At 64.6% G+C, this 17680-nt stretch carries 19 protein-coding genes; 8 read left to right on the forward strand and 11 right to left on the reverse strand.

The window, feature by feature from the left end:
* Positions 1–10 precede the first annotated feature (10 nt).
* The gene (locus ACWYRN_RS13465) at positions 11–1054 is read right to left on the reverse strand and encodes a S41 family peptidase (protein ID WP_488688006.1); all 1044 of its coding nucleotides are present in this window, start codon (positions 1052–1054) and stop codon (positions 11–13) included.
* 239 nt (positions 1055–1293) lie between these two features.
* Between ACWYRN_RS13465 and ACWYRN_RS13470 the strand changes: the two genes are divergently transcribed.
* From ACWYRN_RS13470 to ACWYRN_RS13480, 3 genes are read left to right on the forward strand one after another with little or no spacing between them, the layout of a single operon-like run.
* Positions 1294–1608, forward strand: a complete 315-nt coding sequence (locus ACWYRN_RS13470) for an autorepressor SdpR family transcription factor (protein ID WP_488688008.1) — start codon at positions 1294–1296, stop codon at positions 1606–1608.
* On the forward strand, positions 1605–2003 hold the full coding sequence (locus ACWYRN_RS13475) for a hypothetical protein (RefSeq protein ID WP_488688010.1): 399 nt from the start codon (positions 1605–1607) through the stop codon (positions 2001–2003). Before ACWYRN_RS13470 ends, ACWYRN_RS13475 begins: the two co-directional genes overlap by 4 nt.
* A 10-nt stretch (positions 2004–2013) precedes the next feature.
* Positions 2014–2361, forward strand: a complete 348-nt coding sequence (locus ACWYRN_RS13480; RefSeq protein ID WP_229440113.1) for a rhodanese-like domain-containing protein — start codon at positions 2014–2016, stop codon at positions 2359–2361.
* A gap of 52 nt (positions 2362–2413) precedes the next feature.
* Here the strand turns inward: ACWYRN_RS13480 and ACWYRN_RS13485 are convergent, their stop codons facing one another.
* Positions 2414–2818: a hypothetical protein gene (locus ACWYRN_RS13485; RefSeq protein ID WP_488688012.1), complete on the reverse strand. Its 405-nt coding sequence runs from the start codon at positions 2816–2818 to the stop codon at positions 2414–2416.
* A 112-nt stretch (positions 2819–2930) separates the two neighbouring features.
* On the opposite strand from ACWYRN_RS13485, the gene ACWYRN_RS13490 reads away from it, so the two are divergent.
* Together ACWYRN_RS13490 and ACWYRN_RS13495 are read left to right on the forward strand one after the other, a co-directional pair.
* Positions 2931–3779, forward strand: coding sequence for a YdcF family protein (locus tag ACWYRN_RS13490; protein ID WP_488688014.1), 849 nt, complete (start codon positions 2931–2933; stop codon positions 3777–3779).
* Positions 3780–3834: 55 nt separating this feature from the next.
* Entirely contained in the window at positions 3835–4641 is an 807-nt protein-coding gene (locus tag ACWYRN_RS13495; RefSeq protein ID WP_488688016.1) for a sulfite exporter TauE/SafE family protein, read from the forward strand.
* Between the two features lie 18 nt (positions 4642–4659).
* On the opposite strand, the gene ACWYRN_RS13500 is transcribed toward ACWYRN_RS13495, so the two are convergent.
* Complete coding sequence (locus ACWYRN_RS13500) at positions 4660–5460, reverse strand: AraC family transcriptional regulator (protein ID WP_488688018.1); 801 nt, start codon at positions 5458–5460, stop codon at positions 4660–4662.
* Between the two features lie 137 nt (positions 5461–5597).
* Here ACWYRN_RS13500 and ACWYRN_RS13505 point away from each other — a divergent pair, with 137 nt between their 5' ends.
* Positions 5598–7367, forward strand: coding sequence for a peptidoglycan D,D-transpeptidase FtsI family protein (locus ACWYRN_RS13505; RefSeq protein ID WP_488688020.1), 1770 nt, complete (start codon positions 5598–5600; stop codon positions 7365–7367).
* Between the two features lie 4 nt (positions 7368–7371).
* Here the strand turns inward: ACWYRN_RS13505 and lgt are convergent, their stop codons facing one another.
* Positions 7372–8205, reverse strand: coding sequence for a prolipoprotein diacylglyceryl transferase (gene lgt / locus ACWYRN_RS13510; RefSeq protein WP_229440014.1), 834 nt, complete (start codon positions 8203–8205; stop codon positions 7372–7374).
* A gap of 1 nt (position 8206) precedes the next feature.
* Positions 8207–9097, reverse strand: a complete 891-nt coding sequence (locus ACWYRN_RS13515; protein ID WP_488688022.1) for a LysR family transcriptional regulator — start codon at positions 9095–9097, stop codon at positions 8207–8209.
* A gap of 127 nt (positions 9098–9224) precedes the next feature.
* Between ACWYRN_RS13515 and ilvD the strand changes: the two genes are divergently transcribed.
* The gene (ilvD, locus tag ACWYRN_RS13520) at positions 9225–10910 is read left to right on the forward strand and encodes a dihydroxy-acid dehydratase (protein WP_488688024.1); all 1686 of its coding nucleotides are present in this window, start codon (positions 9225–9227) and stop codon (positions 10908–10910) included.
* 33 nt (positions 10911–10943) lie between these two features.
* Here the strand turns inward: ilvD and ACWYRN_RS13525 are convergent, their stop codons facing one another.
* On the reverse strand, positions 10944–11168 hold the full coding sequence (locus tag ACWYRN_RS13525) for a TIGR04438 family Trp-rich protein (protein ID WP_488688026.1): 225 nt from the start codon (positions 11166–11168) through the stop codon (positions 10944–10946).
* Between the two features lie 176 nt (positions 11169–11344).
* Between ACWYRN_RS13525 and ACWYRN_RS13530 the strand changes: the two genes are divergently transcribed.
* Positions 11345–11653 carry a c-type cytochrome gene (locus ACWYRN_RS13530; protein ID WP_290421760.1) on the forward strand — a complete coding sequence of 103 codons (309 nt, stop codon included), beginning with the start codon at positions 11345–11347 and terminating at the stop codon, positions 11651–11653.
* A 381-nt stretch (positions 11654–12034) separates the two neighbouring features.
* Here the strand turns inward: ACWYRN_RS13530 and ACWYRN_RS13535 are convergent, their stop codons facing one another.
* The 5 genes from ACWYRN_RS13535 to folD form a co-directional block, all read right to left on the reverse strand.
* Complete coding sequence (locus ACWYRN_RS13535; RefSeq protein ID WP_488688028.1) at positions 12035–13171, reverse strand: branched-chain amino acid ABC transporter substrate-binding protein; 1137 nt, start codon at positions 13169–13171, stop codon at positions 12035–12037.
* Between the two features lie 220 nt (positions 13172–13391).
* Positions 13392–13856, reverse strand: coding sequence for a hypothetical protein (locus ACWYRN_RS13540; protein ID WP_488688030.1), 465 nt, complete (start codon positions 13854–13856; stop codon positions 13392–13394).
* Positions 13857–13888: 32 nt separating this feature from the next.
* The gene (locus ACWYRN_RS13545) at positions 13889–14314 is read right to left on the reverse strand and encodes a DNA polymerase III subunit chi (RefSeq protein WP_229440008.1); all 426 of its coding nucleotides are present in this window, start codon (positions 14312–14314) and stop codon (positions 13889–13891) included.
* Positions 14315–14592: 278 nt separating this feature from the next.
* Positions 14593–16671 carry a M3 family metallopeptidase gene (locus ACWYRN_RS13550; RefSeq protein WP_488688033.1) on the reverse strand — a complete coding sequence of 693 codons (2079 nt, stop codon included), beginning with the start codon at positions 16669–16671 and terminating at the stop codon, positions 14593–14595.
* A gap of 17 nt (positions 16672–16688) precedes the next feature.
* Positions 16689–17597 (reverse strand): bifunctional methylenetetrahydrofolate dehydrogenase/methenyltetrahydrofolate cyclohydrolase FolD, encoded by a 909-nt coding sequence (gene folD, locus ACWYRN_RS13555; protein WP_488688035.1) that lies wholly within the window; start codon positions 17595–17597, stop codon positions 16689–16691.
* Positions 17598–17680 lie beyond the last annotated feature (83 nt).

A 17680-nucleotide genomic window follows, 5' to 3' on the forward strand; every position in this document is an offset into this window, starting at 1 on the left:
GCGACGTCAATCACTGTCCCGCGGTGCCAGGCGCAGCGCTTCCTTGCAATCGACGCTGCAGCTGGTCCTTGGCCACCGCAAGCGCGTTGTCCGGCGCTGCTGCGATATCCGGGATGACGCCCGTTCCTTCCCAGTTGGTTCCGGTAATCGGGCTGATGGTGCGCCGGCTGGGGATCACGGCATAAAAATGTTCGCCCAGGCGATAAGGACGCGCGGCATGGGCGCCGCCCCAGGTCCGCTCGCCGATCACGGTGGCGCGTTTCATTGCCTGCATCGTGTACACGAATGCTTCGGCTGCAGACTTCGTATTCGTGTCTGTCAGGATGTAGACCGGCTTCTTGCCGCCATAGCGTTTGCCGTCAAGCTGATCCTGGGTCCAGTACTGCGTGGTGACGTTGGTGGCACGCTCCCAGGTATCGTTGAGGCGAGTGCGCTCGTCAACGAAATAGCTGATCAGCAGCGCCACCGAATCGCCGCCGCCGCCGCCGTTATTGCGCAGATCGACGATGAGGCCATCGGTATCGGCGAGTGCATTCATCGCCGAGGCGAGCTTTTCGGAGATTAGGAAAACCGGACCGAACGTGGAAATCTGCAGGTAGCCGATATTCGGGCTCAGGCGATCGACCTTGTCGATGCCGAGGTTCGACGCGAGGACCCTTTGCAGTACCGCAGGCGGCACTTGCTTTTCCCACTCCGCCCGCGTCTTGGGTGGCGGCGGCATCGTTTCGTCAAGCGGCACCGGGCGGGCGCTGAAATCGACCGACATGTGCTTGTCGCCGACAACGGTCTTGATGTCCTCCGACAGCTGTTTGGCCAGCTGTTTGCCGTCCGTGATGCCATCGTACTTGCCTTCGCGCTGGTGCTGGCGCAGCACCGCCTCGGCTTGTTTGGCTTTGTCTGGGAAAACGTAGTGGGTATTGAGCTTGGCAACCAGTGTGTCGACGATCTCCGATGTGGTGGCGCGATTCAATTCCATTGCCGGCGGGGGATTGGCGATTGCGCCTGTCATCGTCAGCATCAGCAAAGCCGGTATGGCCATCCATTTCTTGTTCATTTTTTTCCTTTGAATCCAGCACGCGGGTTTTGATATTGGGTCGGTAAATCAAAAAACGGAAACGTCATCAATAAGGCAATGGAGCGAAACAAGAATAGCACAATAATTACTAGGCGATAGCAATTTATGTTACTCCAATAAGGCATCGGGTGAGGCGGTGTCGGCCAAGCCGCGACGTCGGCATGCAACATCATAAATATTTTCTTGCAATAATTCGATGATTGGCTAACAATCGAACCATGAGCACTGTATTCAAAGCCTTGTCCGACCCAACCCGCCGCAAGGTCCTGCAATTGCTGCAGCAGGGCCCCATCGGCGCGGGCGAACTCGCGGACATGTTCGACGTCTCCAAGCCCACCATGTCGGCGCACTTCGCGGTGCTCGTCAATGCCGGCCTGATCGACGCCGAAAAGGAAGGGCGCAACATCACTTATCGCCTCAAGCTGTCCGTGCTCGAGGAGGCGTTGCTGGCGTTTGCGCAAACGTTTGGTTTGCAGGTCACCCGGCCGGAAGATGGCCATCCCACAACGACATCGAAACAGGAGACACCATGAAATCTGCTGCATCGTTTGGCCGGCCGCTGCTTGGCGCGGCGTTGATTCTTGCCGTATCGGGGGCGCTGGCCTGGGCCGCGCCCGAGCACATCAGCGACGAGCTGAAGCAGCGACTCGTGGCCGCCTTGCTGGGTGCGGTGGTGGTGATCTACGCCAACGCCATTCCGAAATCGCTGACGGCGCTGGCGCAACTGCGCTGCTCGCCCGAGCGCGAACAGGCCGCACGCCGCTTCGCCGGCTGGAGCCTGGTTCTGGGCGGCATCAACTACATGCTCGCCGCGCTGTTCGCACCGCTGGGCGCGATGCACCTGGTCGGCGGCAGCCTGCTGGGCGTGGCGCTGCTGGCGGCTGTCCTGCGCTGCTACGGCGTGGGTTCACCTGCTGCACGCGGTTGAGGAGGCGGCCATGTTTGCGATGCTGATGGGCTTGAAGTCGATTGCGCCGCGTGAGTTGCATGCGCTGCAGGAGCATAGCGGGCAGGGCGCGCCGACCGTGGTCGACGTGAATGCGCGCCACTCCTGGCTGAAAGCGCGCGTGCCGGGCGCGATCAATCTGCCGCCGGATATCGAGGCAGCCATGCTGCCGGCAGACCGCGCCGCGCCACTGGTGTTCTATTGCTCGAATCCGCTGTGCCGCAAGGCGCCGCAGGCGGCGCGCAAGGCGGAAAAGCTGGGCTATGCGGACGTGCGCGTGATGTCGGCCGGTATTACCGGCTGGGTCGGCGCCAGCCTGCCGGTCGACAGCGGCGGCTGACGATGCGGATCACGCCGCCGGGCAGAGCGCCCGTGCGGCCTGAGCCAGCCGTTTATTTGCGCTTCATGCCGGGAATTTGGCCTGCCGCGGGCGCGCCCGCCTTGTTCGGGTCCAGCGCTGCCGGCAAGCCGAGCTGCTTGCGGCAGCTGTTGCGCATGGCCAGCTCCTGGGCGGCGACTTCCTCCGCGGTCCCCGGCGGCGCCTTGCCGGGGTTGGCCTGCATGTACAGTGCGGCCTTTTGCGCACGCGCGCTGAATTTCTCGATAAAGCAATCGCAATACGCCGGATACTTCGGATTGCCTTTCAGGTCGGATTCGCCGCCGTAGGCCGCCGGCATGTCGGCCGCCCTTACGCACATGTCATGGTAAGTCTGCTGTTGTGCCTGCGCTGCCGGCGACATGGCCAGCAGCGGGATGGCAGTTGCGAATGCGCGTGCGAACAAAGTACGGACCGACATGTTTCCTCCTGAAATAAATAATGAAAACGCAACAGGCAGTATAGTGTGAAGATATTGTTGGGAACACGCTGATGTGCTCCGTTCGGCGCGGTCATGCGCCATGGCTGAAAACTTGACGACATTGCAACCCTTGCTCGACCTGATCAACCTCATCCCACGCGACTGGATCCTTCCACCCGCCAACCTGTTGCTGCTGATCGTCATCGGTCTCCTGATCCGGCGCCGCTGGCCGCGTACCGGCAACATCCTTGCCGGCGCCAGCCTGGCGCTGCTGGCCTTCCTGTCCACCACCGGCGGCGCGCGCCTGCTGGTGACGCCGCTGGAAGCGATGAGCACGCCGCTGCGGGCGCCGGAAGCGGCCGGCGCGCAGGCCATCGTCGTGCTCGCCTCCGGGCGGCTGCAGCGCGCACCCGAATACGACGACCGCGACATTCCCGACTACATCGCCCTGGCGCGCGTGCGCTATGCGGCGCATTTGCAGCGGCGCACCGGGCTGCCGCTGCTGGTCAGCGGCGGCAACGGCGCCAGCGGCATCGATCCACCCGCGCGCGACCGTGCCTATGTGAAAGCGGATGCCATGGCGACCGCCTTGCGCGAGGACTTCGGCGTGCCCGTGCACTGGATCGAGCGCCACTCGCGCGATACGAACGAGAACGCCAGCGACAGCGCCGTGCTGCTGCGCGCCGCCGGCGTCAGGCGCATCCTGCTCGTGACCGACGCCATGCACATGCCGCGTTCCTGCGCCGCGTTTGAACGCGCCGGGCTCGATGTCGTAAGTGCGCCGACCATGTTCTTCAGCCAGCAGGCACGCGGCAGCAGTTCCTGGGTGCCTGGCGCCGAGGGCATGCGCCGCTCGCGTTATGCCTTGTATGAATGGATGGGAAGCATCTGGTACCGCCTGCGCGCCGGCGGCAAGGACGGCCGCGAAGCGTCCATCGCAGCGAAGTGTTACGGTTCATGAGGGTGTCGACGATGCAGCTTTTCTTTTTCGTTTCCATCCACCGGGCGGGGGACGCATGGACCCGTTGATGATCCTGGCCCTGCTGGCCATGGGCTGCTTCGGCGGTTTCGCCGCCGGCCTGCTCGGCGTTGGCGGCGGCATGATCCTGGTGCCCTTCATCACCATGGTCCTGGCCGCGCGCGGCGTGCCCGACGAGCTGGTGGTGCACATGGCGATTGCCACCTCGCTCGGCACCATCATGTTCACCTCGCTGTCCTCGGTACGCGCGCACCACAAGCATGGCGCGGTGGTGTGGCGCATCGTGAAGTTGCTGGCGCCGGGCATCCTGATCGGCTCGACGGTTGGGCCGTGGATCGGCAAGCAGATGAACACGGCGACGCTGTCGATGTTCTTCGGTGTCTTTGTCGCGTTCTCGGCGACGCAAATGCTGGTCAACAAAAAGCCGGCTGCCGCGCGCGATTTACCAAAGGCGCCGGGCATGTTCGCGGCGGGCGGCGTGATCGGCGTGCTGGCGGGGCTGGTGGGGGCGGGCGGCGGCTTTGTCTCCGTGCCCTTCATGACCTGGTGCGGCGTGCGCATCCACAACGCGGTGGCCACCAGCGCGGCGCTCGGGTTTCCGATCGCGCTGGCGGGCACGCTGGCGAACGTTGTGTATGGCTGGGGCGAGCCGGGCTTGCCGGAGTATTCGCTCGGGTTCATCTATGTGCCGGCCTTGTTGATCATCGTGGCGGCCAGCGTGGTCATGGCGCCGATTGGCGCGCGCACGGCGCACCGGATGCCGGTGCGGCAGTTGCAGCGGATATTCGCGCTGATCCTGTATTCGCTGGCGGCGTACATGTTCTGGAAGGCCGCCACGACGTAAGCGGCGCTCCCGCCAAGGCTACCCGCGCGGGAACATGTCCCCCGGCGTCACACCCGTGAACGAACGAAACGCCGCGATAAAGGCCGACATGCTGTCGTAGCCGCAAACGACAGCAACATCGGTCACGCGGTCGCCGCGCTCGAGCATGGGCAAGGCGGCCAGGATGCGCAGGCGCTGGCGCCAGGCGCGGAAGGTCAATCCGGTCTGCTGCAGGAAAAGGCGGCTCAGGGTCTTTTCCGATACCCCCAGCCGCCGCGCATGGTCGAGCAGCCTTGTGTCGTTGTCCAACTGCGCCTCGAGCGCGCGGCAGATCGAGCGCAGGCGCGGGTCGCCCGGCCAGGGCACCGCGAGGTCGGCTTCGGGCGCGCCTGCCAGCTGGTCGAGCAGCACGCGCACCAGCCGGCCGTGGGCGCTCGCTTCGTCGTACTCGGCCGGATAGCCGCTGAAGGTGCGTATCAATTCGCGCAATAGCGGCGTGACTTCCACCACCCGGCAGGCGGCGCCGGCATCCTCCAGGGTCTCGGGCGCGACATACAGGCTGCGCAATTCCGTGCCCGCGAAGCTGTGCACCGCATGCGGCACGCCGGCCGGAATCCAGATGGCGTGCAGGGGCGGCGCCATGTAGCGCGCGCTGTCGGTCACCACTTCGATGACGCCGCGCGCCGCATACGACAGCTGCGCCCACGGATGGCGATGGCGCTGGCCGATGGCGCGGTTCGGCAGGCCCAGGGCATGGCCGTACACGGGCCGCGGCAGGGTGTGGAAAGCCCGCAGTTCCTCCAGGTCGCGCGATGCGATGTCCGTTTGGCGATGTTTCATATCCGGTCAGCGTTAAACCTCAACAGCGCGCTACGGTACAGTACCGGCCATCGATTCACAACGGGTAGCGGCCTGTCGTCATCGGCCCTGGCCGTGTCGCGCCTGCGCTGCCTGTCCGACGCCTCCTGTCTTTCCCCATGTTGAAACAACTCCCACGCACACGCCGCGTCGTCCGGCGCAACGGCAAGCCCTTCGCGGCCAGCCCCTTGCTGGCGGACGCCCTGCCGCGCTGGCGCTCGCGCTTCCTGCAGCGCCTCCTCGTGTGCGGGTTCGCCGTTCTGACGGCGCGCGCGGTCTGGCTGCAGTGCGTCACCGGCGACTTCCTGCAGCAGCAGGGCGCCTATCGCTACGCGCGCACGCTGACCCTGGCCGGCACGCGCGGCCGCATCCTCGACCGCGACGGCGCGACCCTGGCCGCCTCGGTGCCGGCGGTGTCGGTGTGGGCCGTGCCGAACGCATTGCGTGAGGCCGCACCCGATACGGTCGACGCGCTGGCGCGGCTGCTGGGGATGGACGGTGCCGAGATCCGCAGGCAGGCCAGCCGCACCAGGCAGCTGGTTCCCCTCAAGCGGCAGGTGGAGCCGGAAACCGGGCGGCAGCTGGCGGCCCTGCGCATCCGCGGCATCGGGCTGACTGAGGAAACGCGCCGCGTCTACCCGCAGGGCGAAGTGGCCAGCCAGATCGTCGGGTTCGTCGGCCGCGAAGGCAATGGTCTGGAGGGGATCGAACTGGCGCGCGAAGACCGTTTACCCGGCAAGCCGGGCGACCGCCGCGTGATCCGCGACCGGCTCGGGAACATCGTCGAGGAGACGGGCACGGTCTCGCCGCAGCCTGGCCAGGATGTGGTCCTGTCGATCAGCAGTGCGCTCCAGTACACCGCGTTCAAGGAGTTGAAGGCGGCCGTCGAGACCTTCCAGGCGCAGGCGGGCAGCGCCATCGTAATCGACACGCTCACCGGCGAAATCCTGGCGCTGGCGAATTACCCGAGCTACGACCCGAACATCGCTTCGGAACGCCAGCGCGCGGCGATGCGCAACCGGGCGCTCACCGACAGCTACGAGCCGGGTTCGGTGCTCAAGCCGTTCACGGTGGCGCTGGCGATCGACCAGGGACAGGCAACGCCCGATACCCTGGTCGATACCGGCGCCGGCCGCCTGGTTATCCACGGCGCGCCGATATCCGATACCAGCGCCCATGGCGTGATCAGCGTCAGCGATGTGCTGCGCTATTCGTCCAACATCGGCACCGCGAAGCTGGCGCTCGGGATGCGCCCGCGCGACATGTGGGAAATGTTCACCAAGCTCGGCTTTGGCCAGCCGCCGCAGCTGGGCTTTCCCGGTACGGCGGCGGGGCGGCTGCGCCCCTACGCCTCGTGGCGGCCGATCGAGCAGGCGACCATGAGCTACGGGAATGGCATCGCCGTGTCGCTGGTGCAGCTGGCGCGCGCCTATACCGTCTTCACGAACGACGGCAAGGCGATTGCCCTGACGCTGGACAAGCAAACCGGTACGCCGGCGGGCACGCAGGTGATCGCGCCGGCCACCGCGCATGCGATGCGGCGCATGCTGGAAAACGTGGTGACGAATGGGACGGCGAAGGGAGGGCGGATTCCCGGCTACCGGGTCGGCGCCAAGACCGGTACGGCTTATAAAGCGGTGAACGGGCGCTATGTGTTGCCGCGCAAGTACGTCGCCTCGTTCGTCGGCATCGTGCCGATGTCGGCGCCGCGTTTCATCGTGGCGGTCGTGATCGATGAGCCGTCGGGCCGCCAGCACTATGGCGGGCAGGTGGCGGCGCCGGCCTTTGTGGGGATTGCTTCGAAGGCCTTGCAGGTGGCGAACATCGCGCCGGATGCGGCCGTCGATGAGGCGATGCCGCCAGCCGCGGCGGGCGACATCGAGGACTGATCTATCAGGTCGAGCGCAGCGTCTGCTTGCCGTCGCGCGAGGAATAGGCCCAGGCCAGCATGACCAGCGCCGCCACGATCATCGGCAGCGACAGCACCTGCCCCGAGGTAATCGGCAGGCCCATGACCGTGGTTTCCCAGTCCGGCACGCGGAACCATTCGGTGAAGAAGCGCGCGCAGCCGTACAGCAGGGTGAACATCGCGCCCACCGCCAGGCGTGGACGCGCCTTGCGTGCGAATGGCCACAGGATCAGGAACACCAGGATGCCGTCGATCAGCATCTGGTACAGCGGCGACGGGTGGCGCGGGGTATCCAGGAAGCCGATGCCGTTCGGGTTCGGCCACAGCATCGCCCACGGCAGGCTCGGGTCGGCGATGCGGCCCGGCAGTTCGTGATTGATGAAATTGCCCAGGCGCCCGGCGGCGTAGCCCAGCGGCACCATCGGCGCGATAAAGTCGTAGACGTCGAGGATGTTGCGCTTCGATTTGCGGGCCCACAGCGCCATCGCGATCAAGACGCCCAGGAAGCCGCCGTGGAAGGACATGCCGCCCTTCCAGACCTTCAGGATTTCCAGCGGATTGGCGAAGAAATAGCCCGGCTGGTAGAACAGCACCTCGCCCAGGCGCCCGCCGAGCACGACGCCGAGCATGCCGTAGAACAGCATGTCGTCCAGGTCTTCCGGCTTCCAGCCCTGCGCGGCGATGTGCGGCTGCTTGATGCGCACGCGTCCCAGGATGATGAACATCGCGAACGCGAGCACGTACATCAGGCCGTACCAGTGGATGTCCACGGGGCCGACCGAAAACGCGATCGGGTCCGGATTCGGGTGTACCAGCATATTATTCTTTCCTCAGTAATTCCAAAAAGCCCCGCAGCACCGGCGAGGCATTCTCGCGGCGCCAGGCCAGTCCCAGTTCTACCAGCGGTGTCGGATGGGCAAGGGCACGGTATTCTACGCCGGGACGCTGCAGGTTCGACACGGATTGTGGCACAAGTGCCAAGCCCATGCCCGCAGACACGAGGCTGACGATGGTCTGCATCTGGATCGCTTCCTGGCCGATCGATGGCGTGAGGCCGGCGTCGTGGAAGCAGCTGAGGATGGCGTCGTACAGGGCCGGAGCACTTTTGCGCGGGAAAATAATGAGCGGCAGATGGGGCAGGGCGTGCAGGTCGACCGGCTTGCCGTCCGCGGGAAGCAGGCCAGCCGGCGCACACAGCACCAGCGGTTCTTCCAGCACGCTGGCGTAGTCGAGCAGGGCCTGCGCCTTGTCGGGCAGCGGCGGAATCAAGAGGCCGGCGTCGATCCGGCCCTGCAGCAGGTCGTCGACCTGCAGGTCGGTGGTCGCTTCCTGCAGCACCAGTTCGACGTTCGGAAACGCCGCAGTAAAGTCGCGCAGCAGCGGCGGCAGCACGCTGTAGTCGGCCGGCGTGACAAAGGAGAGGGCCAGGCGACCCGACTCGCCGGCGGCGGCACGGCGTACCAGGTCCGGCATGGCGGCGGCTTGCTCCAGCAGGCGGCGCGCCTCGGGCAGCAGGGCGGCACCGGCAGGCGTGAGCTCGACCTGGCGCCGGGTGCGCAGGAACAGCGGCGCACCCAGGGTTTCCTCGAGCGCGGCAATCGTTTGCGACAGCGGCGGCTGGGTCATGTGCAGGCGCTGGGCGGCACGGCCAAAATGCAGCTCTTCGGCCACGGTCACGAAATAGCGCAGCTGGCGCAGTTCAAGATTCATCGATATGTGTTTCCATTGTTTTTATTGCGATTGATACGTTTTGCGTATCACAGCCCGGCAAATCTTATATTTGACGCCCCTTGGTGCGCAAGGCATTCTCTCAAGACTGTTTTTAAGGAGTTATGCCATGGCCAACCCACCGCGTTACAACCGCCGATCCAGCAATATCACCGAAGGCGTGGCCCGCGCGCCGAACCGTTCGATGTACTACGCGATGGGCTATCAAAAGGACGATTTCGACAAGCCGATGATCGGCATCGCCAACGGCCACTCGACCATCACGCCCTGCAACTCGGGCCTGCAGAAGCTGGCCGACGTCGCGATCGGCGCCGTGAAGGAAGCCGGCGGCAACCCGCAGGTCTTCGGCACGCCCACCATTTCCGACGGCATGTCGATGGGCACCGAAGGCATGAAGTTCTCGCTGATCTCGCGCGAGGTAATCGCCGACTGCATCGAAACCTGCGTGAATGGCCAGTGGATGGACGGCGTGGTCGTCATCGGCGGCTGCGACAAGAACATGCCGGGCGGGATGATCGCCCTGGCGCGCGCCAACGTTCCGGGGATCTATGTCTATGGCGGCACGATCAAGCCGGGCAACTGGAAAGGCAAGGACCTCACCATCGTGTCGGTGTTCGAGGCGGTGGGCGAATTCACGGCCGGGCGCATGAAGCAGGAAGACTTCGAGGGCATCGAGACGAATGCCTGCCCGTCGTCGGGTTCCTGCGGCGGCATGTACACGGCCAACACCATGTCGTCCTCGTTCGAGGCGCTGGGCATGTCGCTGATGTATTCGTCGACGATGGCGAACCCGGACGACGAAAAGGTCGGCTCGGCGGCCGAATCGGCGCGCGTGCTGGTGGAAGCGGTAAAGCGCGACCTGAAACCGCGCGACATCATCACCCGCAAGTCGATCGAGAACGCGGTATCGCTGATCATGGCCACCGGCGGCTCGACCAACGCCGTGCTGCACTATCTCGCCATTGCCCACGCCGCCGACGTCGAATGGACGCTGGACGACTTCGAGCGCGTGCGGCGCAAGGTGCCGGTGATCTGCAACCTCAAGCCTTCCGGCCAGTACGTGGCGACCGACCTGCACAAGGCAGGCGGCGTGCCGCAGGTGATGAAGCTGCTGCTCGATGCCGGCCTGCTGCACGGCGACTGCATCACCATCACCGGCCGCACCCTGGCCGAGGAACTGGCCGATGTCCCGTCCGTCCCACGCGCCGACCAGGACGTGATCCGCACGATCGACGGGGCGCTGTACGCCCAGGGCCACCTGGCCATTTTGAAAGGAAACCTGTCGCCGGAAGGGGCGGTGGCGAAGATCACCGGCCTGAAGAACCCGGCGATTACCGGCCCGGCGCGCGTGTTCGACGACGAATACTCGGCGATGGACGCCATCCTCGGCGACAAGATCAACGCCGGCGACGTGCTGGTGCTGCGCTACCTCGGCCCGAAAGGCGGTCCGGGCATGCCGGAAATGCTGGCGCCGACCGGCGCGCTGATCGGCAAGGGCCTGGGCGAATCGGTGGGCTTGATTACCGATGGACGCTTCTCGGGCGGTACCTGGGGCATGGTGGTCGGCCACGTGTCGCCGGAAGCCTTCGAGGGCGGGACGATCGCGCTGGTGCAGGAAGGCGATTCGGTGACGATCGACGCCAACCAGTTGCTGATCCAGCTGAACGTGCCTGAAGAAGAAATCGCGCGCCGCCGCACCGAATGGACCCAGCCGGCGCCGCGTTATACGCGCGGCGTGCTGGCCAAGTTCGCCAAGCTGGCGTCGAGTGCGAGCAAGGGCGCGGTAACAGGGTAATGTGGACGACGACCGGGGACGATTCCCCGGTTCTTATTTGCGCTTGTCGAACGACTTCTTTACGCGTGCCTGGCGGCGCCTGTCGTCTTCGTCATGGGCTTTCTTCTTGTCCCAGCCGAGCAGCTTTTCGATGTACTCGAACCAGATGAAGGCGAACACCATCAGGCCGACGATCCACCACCAGGACAGCTCGGCAAAGCGCCAGACTTCAAAGAAGCGCAGGACGACGAGAGCAAGAATCAACAGGATCAGTGGCATGGCGGGTTCCTCCGGAATGCGGCCATCTTACAAGCGTTTTCAGTGCTCTGTGGCAAAATAACGCCCTGTGGCGGAAACGCCTCCCCAAAACGTAAGCGTCGTTACAGAGTGTGACGGCGGCTTATCACCGCTGGGAAACGCGGTAAAATGCGGGCATTAACCATGGAGAGTCCTAGATGAAACGGTCCCTGATGTTGTGCGTAGTGTTGTCGGCCCTCGCATCCTCAAGCGCGTTCGCGCAAGCCGACCTGGCGAAAGCGAAGAACTGCATGGCTTGCCACGCCGCGGCAACCAAGCTGGTGGGTCCGGCCTACAAGGACGTCGCTGCGAAATACGCCGGCCAGAAGGGCGCCGAAGACAAATTGGTGGCCAAGGTCATGAAGGGTGGCTCGGGCGCCTGGGGCCCGGTGCCGATGCCGGCCAACCCGCAGGTGAGCGAAGCGGAAGCGCGCAGCCTGGTGAAGTGGGTGTTGGCGACCAAGTAATTCAGAAGCATCGCGATGAAGCGCGCCGGCGTGAGCCAGGCGCGCTTTTTTTTTCGTCCCGCGATCCTGGGCGGACGCTGGCGATACTGCTGGCGTGACCCTTCGCCCGGTGAATTCGCCGAAACGTGTGCAATATTGTTGGCTTGACCCGTAGCGTGGGCACTCTGTGCCCACGCGGTTACGTGCATGACCGTTCTACGTTGGCGGTTATGTCTCGCTCGCGGAGCATGCGAAAGGCCAGTGGCTTCGGATTGAGCTTACGAGCGACACGCCACGGCCGGTGGTGCAAGGATGAACACGTAACCGCGTGGGCACGGAGTGCCCACCTTACGTTGACGCAAGTGGCTTCGGCGACAGGTCGATATGCGGCAGAGACCTCGATCAACGAATCACATCCAGCTTGCTCTTCTTCCCGCCCTTGTACGTAAACAAGGTCAGCGCCCCATTCTCGATATCGCCCTTGCTGTCGAACCTGATATCCCCCGTCACGCCCGTGTAGCGGATCTTCTTCAGCTCAGGCAAGTATTTCACCGGTTCGACCGACTTCGCATTCTGCATGGCGGCTGCCATCACCATCACCGCGTCATACACATACGGCGCATACAATTGCACGTCCTGGCCGGTTTTCTGCTTGAAGCGGGCGCGGAAGTCGCTCATGGTCTTTTCCTGCGCGGCGCCGGTCACGCCGCCGGCCTCGGCGCAGATCACCTTGCCTTCGGCGCCAACCGCGTCTCCAGCCAGGCGGCCCAGGGCATCGGTGCAGATCCCGTCGCCGCCCATGAACTTAGCGGTAATGCCCAGGTTCTTCATCTGCTTGAGCATCGGCCCGGCCACCGCGTCCATGCCGCCAAAGAAGATCAAATCCGGCTTCTTGGCACGGATCGAAGTCAGGATCGCCGTGTAGTCGGTGGCGGTGGCGCTGGTGAATTCCTTGCCGACGATGTTCACGCCGCTGCCCTTGGCATTCTTCGCGAACTCCGATGCCACGCCCTGGCCATAGGTGGTGCGGTCGTCGATGACGGCGATGTTCTTCGCCTGCAGCGTGTCGACCGCGTAGCGCGCCAGGGTACCGCCCAGCTTGGCATCGTCGGCCACCACGCGGAAGGCGCCGGCATAGCGCTGGCGCGTGTACAGCGGCGACGTGGACGCCGGCGAAATCTGCGGGATGCCGGCCTCGTTGTAGATTTTCGAGGCCGGGATCGAGGTGCCCGAGGCCAGGTGCCCGATCACACCTTTCACTTTCGCGTCGACCAGTTTCTGGGCCACGGCCGTGCCTTGCTTCGGATCGGAAGCGTCATCCTCGGCCACCAGCTGGAAGGTGATCTTCTGGCCGTTGATCACGATGCCCTTGGCATTGAGTTCCTCGACCGCCATGCGCGCGGCGTTTTCCATGTCCTTGCCGAGGTGGGACACCGGACCCGAGGTCGGGCTGACGTGGCCGATCTTGACGACCTGCTGGGCGCTGGCGCTCCCGGCAACCAGCAACGCGACGGCAAACGGGATGCACTTCGTGGTCATACGGTCTCCGATAGGTGGATGGCGTCAGCCTGCAAACCGCCAGCGTGCGCCGGTTTTGGATGAATGCAGAGCAAAAGGTACAACAATTTATAGGCGTGGAAAAGCGATAAAAGGGGGCTGCGCGGCGGTGGGGCGGAGGAGGGGCGCGGTGCACGCGGGCAGGGCGCAAACGAGCGGCATCCGCCCCGTGGCGGGGCAGGTTGCGTGCGGCGAAATCGAGTTATTTTTGTCCGAACTGGACGGAAGCGACCTGCTGGGCGACGACCTGCTCGACGGCCTGGCGCACGCCTTGCTGGATTTGTTCGTTGGCCGAGGACAAGGCGCTGCGGACGATGGCGTCGATTTGCGTTTGCAGCTGCAGCACCACGCGCTCGGCGATGCGGCGTTCGAGTTCGTCCCAGTCGGGTTCGGCGGCCGGCGCCGGGGTGGCCTCGGCAGCCGGTTCCGGCGTGATCTCTGCGGCGGGCGCTGGCGCTCCCTGCGGAATGGACTCGGCAAACGGTGCAGGCGCCGCGGCCGGCTCGGGTTCGAAGACCGGCTCCTGTTCCGCCGGTGCTGCTTCTGTCGCCGGCTCCAGCGCGGGGATCGGCGCCGCCTCGACGGTCGGCTCCACAGGCGCCGTTTCAGGCTTGGCCGGCGGCACCGGTTCCAGCACGAATGGCTCCAGCACAACTTCAGTCAACACGGGAATGCTGCTATCGAAGGCTGGATTCTTGTTCATGATTGGTTGGCGACGAAGTGAGTCAGCGGGTAGGACTGCTTCTTGTAGGCGACGTAGCGCTGGCGGCCGGCGGCCGCGTCTGCTTCGTCGGTCGAGATGATCTCGAACACGCGGGCGAATTCGGCAAACGTCGACGGCGTGCGGCGCGTGAGGTTGACCAGCATTTCGCGGTGGGGCAGGTCGACGTCTTCGCGGTCGGTGATGACGATCGGCGTCTCGGCGGCGAGCGGGTCGCCTGCGAGCACGTGGGGGATGAAATCGGTGTCGGACAGCGTCCACAGCGCTTCGTTCAGGGCGGCGGCCTGGGCCGCGTCTTCGGCAAGCAGCACGACCTTGGCGCGCGTCGACCAGGCCTTGCGCGCGAGGCGGCAGGCGTAGATCAGCTTGTCGGGGATGTTGGTGTGGAAGTCGATCCGGGTCATGGATGGGATTGTAAACCGGAGCGGGTGCAGATGGTGAATTCGCGTACAGGAGAGGTTTCCCGTACGGTGGGCACTCCGTGCCCACGCGGTTACGTGCGTGACCGTTCTACGTTGGCGGTGAAGATTCGCTCGCAGAGCGTGCAAACGGCCAGGGGCTCCGTTTTTGGGTTACGAGCGATACCTTACCGCCGCAGGTGCAAGCAGGCGCACGTAACCGCGTGGGCACGGAGTGCCCACCGTACGGGTCGCGCCGGCGACGTTGGCTGCCGGCGCGTAGATCAAGCGTTCATGCCGTTATGCCGCAACAACGCATCAATCGACGGCTCCCGCCCACGGAACGCCTTGAACGATTCCAGCGCCGGACGCGAACCGCCCACCGCCAGGATCTCGCGCTGGAAACGGCGCCCGGTTTCCACCGAGATCTCGCCGCCGCCAGCCGCGACCGCTTCTTCGAACGCCGCATACGCATCCGCCGACAGCACCTCGGCCCATTTGTAGCTGTAGTACCCAGCGGCATACCCACCCGCAAAGATATGCCCGAACGAATGCTGGAAGCGGTTGAACGATGGCGGAATCATCACCGAGAACTTCTGGCGCACATCGTCGATCAATTGCTGCACGGTCTGCTGGCTGTTCGGATCGAAGTCATAGTGCAAATGCATGTCGATCAGCGAGAACTCCACCTGGCGCAGGGTCTGCATGCCCGACTGGAAGTTTTTCGCGGCCAGCATCTTGTCGTACAGCGCGCGCGGCAGCGGTTCGCCGGTCTTCACGTGAGCGGTCATGCCTTGCAGCACATCCCACTCCCAGCAGAAGTTTTCCATGAACTGCGACGGCAGCTCGACCGCATCCCACTCCACGCCCGAGATACCCGACACCGACAGTTCCTCGACTTCGGTCAGCATGTGGTGCAAGCCGTGGCCGAACTCGTGGAACAGGGTCGTCACTTCATCGTGCGTGAACAGCGAGGGCTGCAGCTTGCCATCGACGCTTGCCGGCGGCGTGAAGTTGCAGGTGAGGTAGGCCACCGGGGTTTGCAGGATGCCGCCGGTCGTCATGCGGCGTCCGCGCGCATCGTCCATCCAGGCGCCCTGGCCCTTGCCAGCGCGCGCGTACAAATCGAAGTAGAACTGGCCGACCAGTTCGCCATCGCGCTCGATACGATAGAAGCGCACGTCCGGATGCCACACCGGCGCGTCGTCCGGCTTGATCGTGACCGAGAACAGGCTTTGCACCACCTTGAACAGGCCTTCGATGACCTTGTGCTCAGGGAAGTATTCCTTCACTTCCTGGGCCGAGAAGGCGTAGCGCTTCTCGCGCAGCTTTTCCGAGGCATAGGCCACGTCCCAGGCCTGCATGTCCTCGATGCCGAGCTCGTCCTTGGCAAAGGCGCGCAGTTCGGCAAGGTCTTTCTCGGCGAACGGACGCGCGCGGCGCGCCAGGTCTTCGAGGAAGCTGATCACGTGCTCTGGGCTCTCGGCCATCTTCGGCACCAGCGAGACCTCGGCAAAGTTGCGGTAATCCAGCAGTTTCGCTTCCTCGTCGCGCAGCTTCAGGAGCTGGGCGATGTTCGAGGTGTTGTCCCATTTCTCGAGTTCGCTGAACACGGTACCGGCATCCGACGCCTTGGTGGCGCTTGCGCGGTAGATCGTTTCGCGCAGGGCGCGATTATCGGCAAATTGCAGGACCGGGAAATAGGACGGGAAGTGCAGGGTGAATTGCCAGCCGGTCTTGCCTTCGGCTTCGGCAGCGGCGCGCGCGGCGGCTTTCGCATCCTCGGGAATGCCGGCCAGGTCCGCCTCGTTCTCGACCACGTATTTGTAGTCGTTGGTCGCATCCAGCACGTTCTGCGAAAAGCGCGTCGAGATGGCGGCGTGCTGTTCCTGGATGTCGCCGAAGCGTTCCTTCTTGTCTTGCGGCAGCTCGGCGCCGCCCAGGCGGAAGTCGCGCAGGGCGTTCTCGACGATGCGCTTGCGGGCCGGCGACAAATTGGCGTACTCGGCGCCGGCGCGGATCGCCTTGTACTTGTCGAACAGCACTTCGTTCTGGCCCAGGGTGGTCCAGAACTCGGTGACTTTCGGCTGGTTCTCGTTGTAGGTGGCGCGCAGTTCCGGCGTGTCGGCCACGTGGTTCAGGTGGTTCACGATGCCCCAGGCGCGGCCCAGGCGCTCGGTCGCTTCCTCGAGCGGGATCACGAAGTTATCCCAGGTGACGTTATCCGACGGCGCCTCGAGCTTGGCGACGGTTTCGGTGGCTTCTGCGATCAATTGTTCAATGGCAGGCGTGACGTGTTCCGGACGGAACAGGTCGAAACGCGGCAGGCCCGAGAGATCGAGAAGGGGATTGCTGGTGTTCATAAGGTTCCTTCCTTTGTTCATGCGACGCCCGGCGCGGGGACCATCCCCGCGGCCGGCGCAAGCCGTTCCTGTTGCTTGCCGAGCACGCGTTCGGCGGACTCGACGGTGTTCATCAAGAGCATGGTGATCGTCATCGGACCGACGCCGCCCGGCACCGGGGTGATGTGGGCAGCGACTTCGGCCACGGCGGCGGTATCGACGTCGCCGCACAGCTTGCCGTTGTCGTCGCGGTTCATGCCGACGTCGATCACGATCGCGCCCGGTTTCACCATGTCGGCGGTGACGGTATTGCGGCGGCCGACGGCGGCGACGATCACGTCGGCCTGGCGGGTGTGGTAGCCCAGGTCCGGCGTCGCGCTATGGCAGATGGTGACAGTGGCATTCGCTTGCAAGAGCAACAGCGCCATTGGCTTGCCGACGGTGTTCGAGCGGCCGATGACCACGGCGTGCTTGCCGCGCAGGTCGTAGCCGGTGGATTCGATCAGCTTCATGCAGCCGTACGGGGTGCAGGGGCGGAAGCCTGGCAGGTTGGCGACCAGTTCGCCGGCCGACAGCACCGAGTAGCCGTCCACGTCCTTGCTGGTGGCAATGGCTTCGATGACCTTGTTCGGGCTGATGTGCTTGGGCAGGGGCATTTGCACCAAGATGCCGTGGATGCTCGGGTCCTCGTTCAGCGCGGCAATGCGTGCCAGCAGGGCGGCTTCGGTGAGGTCGGCATCGTATTTTTCCAGTACCGAATGGAAGCCCACGTCGCCGCAGGCCTTGACCTTGTTGCGCACGTAGACCTGGCTGGCCGGGTCTTCGCCGACCAGGATCACGGCCAGGCCGGGCTTCTGGCCGGCGGCGGTGAGTTTGGCCGCGCGCTCGGCGATTTCGGCACGCAGTTGTTGGGAAAGTTTCACTCCGTCGATCAGTTGGGCTGGCATGGTGGGGCTCATCACTGGACAAAGATGAAATTATAAAGCCCACCGGGTATCGCGCGCCGCGCTATGCGCTTCGTTGTCATATT

Source organism: Massilia sp. BAP21, from assembly GCF_057801335.1.